The 3,325-nt window shown below is 73.7% G+C and carries 4 protein-coding genes; 2 read left to right on the top strand and 2 right to left on the bottom strand.

Translation table 11 applies throughout. From position 1 onward, the window contains the following. The coding region (locus tag ABZ641_RS30285; RefSeq protein WP_359986898.1) for a hypothetical protein at positions 1–300 on the bottom strand (300 nt) is incomplete at its 3' end. Positions 301–455: 155 nt separating this feature from the next. Beyond that, positions 456–1,151: an FCD domain-containing protein gene (locus ABZ641_RS30280; RefSeq protein ID WP_344627389.1), complete on the bottom strand. Its 696-nt coding sequence runs from the start codon at positions 1,149–1,151 to the stop codon at positions 456–458. Positions 1,152–1,263: 112 nt separating this feature from the next. Between ABZ641_RS30280 and ABZ641_RS30275 the strand changes: the two genes are divergently transcribed. Continuing rightward, entirely contained in the window at positions 1,264–1,803 is a 540-nt protein-coding gene (locus ABZ641_RS30275; protein ID WP_344627388.1) for a gluconokinase, read from the top strand. Further along, on the top strand, positions 1,800–3,320 hold the full coding sequence (locus ABZ641_RS30270) for an SLC13 family permease (RefSeq protein WP_344627387.1): 1,521 nt from the start codon (positions 1,800–1,802) through the stop codon (positions 3,318–3,320). The genes ABZ641_RS30275 and ABZ641_RS30270 overlap by 4 nt, the downstream gene beginning before the upstream one ends. Positions 3,321–3,325 lie beyond the last annotated feature (5 nt).

Below are 3,325 nucleotides of genomic sequence, written 5' to 3'. Positions count from 1 at the left end.
CGCGGCCCGAACTCCGCCTCGCCGCTGGCGGGCAGCCGGGAACCGCGGCGGCGAGGCGGAGTTCGGGCCGCGCAGGCGCTGCGCCGCGATCTGGCGCGAGATCAGGATCTCCAGCAGGCTCCACGCCGTACCGAACACGCCGAGGGCCATCAGCAGCAGCGCGGGGGCCAGCAGCCCGCTGCCCGCGTACGAGGCCAGGGTCGCCACGATCAGTGCCACCAGCGTCAGCGAGAGGCTGAACAGGGCGCGGACGGCGGCGGAGCGCACCTCGTGCGGCGGACGGCGGTCAACGGCGGACATCGGCGGGCCTCCCCGGCGCAGCGGACGTGACGAGCGCGGCGGGCGTGCTCCGGCGCACCCCGCCCGACATCCACCACCCTGCCCCACCTCGGGCCCGCCATGCCCGGAAATCCCCGATTCACCCCGGAATCCGACGCTCCGCCCGTGGCGGACCGTCAGTCGAGGGTCGCGTTGAGCTCGTCGAGCGCCCCCGCGACGATCGTGCGCATGGACCGTTCGGCGAGCGCTGCGTCGCCGGCGCAGATCGCCTCGGCCACCTCCCGGTGCAACTGCACCGCGTAGGGCCGGGGCTGGTGCGGCATCAGGTGGTGCTCGGTGCGGCCGGTCAGCACCGCGCCGACGGTGTCCTTCAGGTGCGCGAACATCTCGTTCCCGGAGGCGCGCAGCACGATCGCGTGGAAGGCGATGTCGTGCGCGAGGAAGGTCTCCAGGTCGGCGGCCCGCGCGGTGACGGTCAGCTCCACCGCCAGGGCGCTCAGCTCTCGGCGGTCGTCGTCGCTGGCGTGCACCGCGGCCAGTGCGGCCGCGGCCGGCTCCACCGCGACCCGCAGCGAGCCGAGCGAGCGCAGCTGGGCCGCCCGGTCGGCGCCGGCCAGCCGCCAGCGGATCACCAGCGGGTCGAAGACGTCCCACTCGGACTTCGGGCGGACGGTGATCCCCACCCGCCGCTTCGGGGCGACCATGCGCATCGACTCCAGGATGCGGACGGCCTCGCGGACCACCGTGCGGGAGACCTGGAACCGGTCCTCCAGCTCCTCGGCGCGCAGCACGGCGCCCTCGGGGATCTCGCCGCCGGCGATGGCGGGGCCGAGGTCGGCGAGCAGTCGGCCGGGCAGGCCCTGGATCTCCATCGGGCCAGACTATCGGGAAGCAAAAGTATGACGATTTTGTTGCGGTCGCTTGAATAAGTCATACCTTTGCGCGAAGGTGAGCGCGGAACAGGCAGAAGAGGAGCACCGCCCCATGGCTCTCAGCGTCGAGACCGAGCCGCCCGTCGTCGTCGTGATGGGCGTGTCGGGCGTCGGCAAGACCACCGTCGCCCGGCTGCTCGCCGATCGGCTCGGCCTGCCGGGCGCCGAGGCCGACGACTTCCACCCGCCGGAGAACATCGCCAAGATGAGCGCCGGCGTCCCGCTCGGCGACCGGGACCGCGAGCCGTGGCTGCACGCCCTCGGCCGCTGGCTCGGCGACCGGGCCACCGCCGGCACCGGCGGGGTCGTCACCTGCTCGGCGCTGAAGCGGCAGTACCGCGACACCCTGCGCGCGCACTGCCCGGACGCGTTCTTCCTGCACCTCAGCGGCGGTCACGAGCTGGTCCAGGACCGGCTCGCCCACCGCGTCGGGCACTTCATGCCGACCTCCCTCCTCGACTCCCAGTACGCCCTGCTCGAACCCCTCCAGCCGGACGAGCGCGGCGCCGTACTGGACGTCGGCCCCACCCCCGCCATCCTCGTCGAGTCGGCCGCAGCCCTGCTGGGCCATGTCAACGGAGACCTCGCGTGACCCCCACCTCCCTGCTCGCGGCCGCCGCACCGGCCCTGCCGCACACCGACAGCAACGGCAGACTGCTGCTCGCGGTCCTGCTCAGCATCGGCGCCATCGTGCTGCTGATCACCAAGCTGAAGCTGCACCCCTTCCTCGCCCTCACCCTCGGCTCCGGCCTGCTCGCGGCCGTCGCCGCGGCCCCCTTCGACAAGCTGCTCACCAGCTTCTCCACCGGATTCGGCAGCACCGTCGCCGGCGTCGGCCTGCTCATCGGCCTCGGCGCGATGCTCGGCAAGCTGCTCGCCGACTCGGGCGGCGCCAACACCGTCGCCGACACCGTGCTCGCCCGGACGGGCAAGCGCGGGCTGCCGTGGGCGATGGCGCTGATCGCGGCCGTGCTGGGCCTGCCGCTGTTCTTCGAGGTCGGCGTCGTCCTGCTGATCCCGATCGTGCTGCTGGTGGCCCGCCGCGGCAACGTCCCGCTGATGCGGATCGGCATCCCCGCCCTCGCCGGACTCTCCGTCCTGCACGGCCTGGTGCCCCCGCACCCCGGCCCGCTGGTCGCCGTCGACGCGCTCAAGGCCGACCTCGGCGTCACCCTCGCCCTCGGCCTGCTGATCGCCGTCCCCACGCTGATCGTCGCCGGCCCGCTGTTCGCCCGGATCGCCGAGCGCTGGGTGGGCCCGCTCGACGTGCCCGCCGCCCCCGGCACCGACTCCGCCCCCGGGACCGGCACCGGTTCCGCTTCCGACGGGCCCGCCGCCGACGGTGACGCCGCCCCGCACGGGACCGCCCCGGCCGGCACCGGCACGGGCACGGCGACCGCCACCCGTACGGCGCTGCCCGCGGCCGTCCGCCCCGAGCACGCCCCGCGGTTCGGCGCGGTGCTCGCCACCATCCTGCTGCCCGTCGTGCTGATGCTCGGCAAGGCCCTGGTCGACGTCGTCGTCGACGACCCGAAGGCCGGCGTCCAGCGGTTCTTCGACTTCATCGGCTCGCCGCTGATCGCCCTGCTCGCCGCCGTGCTGCTCGCCATGGTCACCCTCGGCCGGGCGGCCGGCTTCACCAAGGGCCAGGTCTCCGACAGCGTCGCCGCCTCGCTCGGCCCGATCGCCGGCATCGTCTTCATCGTCGGCGCGGGCGGCGGCTTCAAGCAGACCCTGATCGACGTCGGCGTCGGCCAGGCCGTCAGCGCCTGGGCCACCGACTGGCACGTCTCGGCTCTGCTGCTCGGCTGGCTGATCGCCGTGCTGATCCGGCTGGCCACCGGCTCCGCCACGGTCGCCACCATCACCGCGGCCGGCATCGTCGCCCCGCTCGCCGCCGGCATGTCGAGCAGCCACTCCGCCCTGCTGGTCCTCGCGATCGGCGCCGGCTCGCTCTTCTTCTCGCACGTCAACGACGCGGGCTTCTGGCTGGTCAAGGAGTACTTCGGGATGAGCGTCGGCCAGACCGTGAAGTCCTGGTCGGTCATGGAGACGGTGATCTCGGTCGTCGCGATCGCCCTGATCCTGCCGCTCAGCCTGATCGTCTAGGGCCC

The organism is Kitasatospora sp. NPDC007106 (assembly GCF_040634455.1).
Classification (GTDB): domain Bacteria; phylum Actinomycetota; class Actinomycetes; order Streptomycetales; family Streptomycetaceae; genus Kitasatospora; species Kitasatospora arboriphila.
The sequence above is the reverse complement of the archived record's forward strand: the minus strand, read 5'-3'. Positions and strand labels throughout refer to the sequence as shown.

Bases quoted from the DNA above. Each gene is read 5' to 3' on its own strand.
- ABZ641_RS30275 (WP_344627388.1), top strand. From the start codon at position 1,264: ATGGCTCTCAGCGTCGAGACCGAGCCGCCCGTCGTCGTCGTGATGGGC.
- ABZ641_RS30280 (WP_344627389.1), bottom strand. From the start codon at position 1,151: ATGGAGATCCAGGGCCTGCCCGGCCGACTGCTCGCCGACCTCGGCCCC.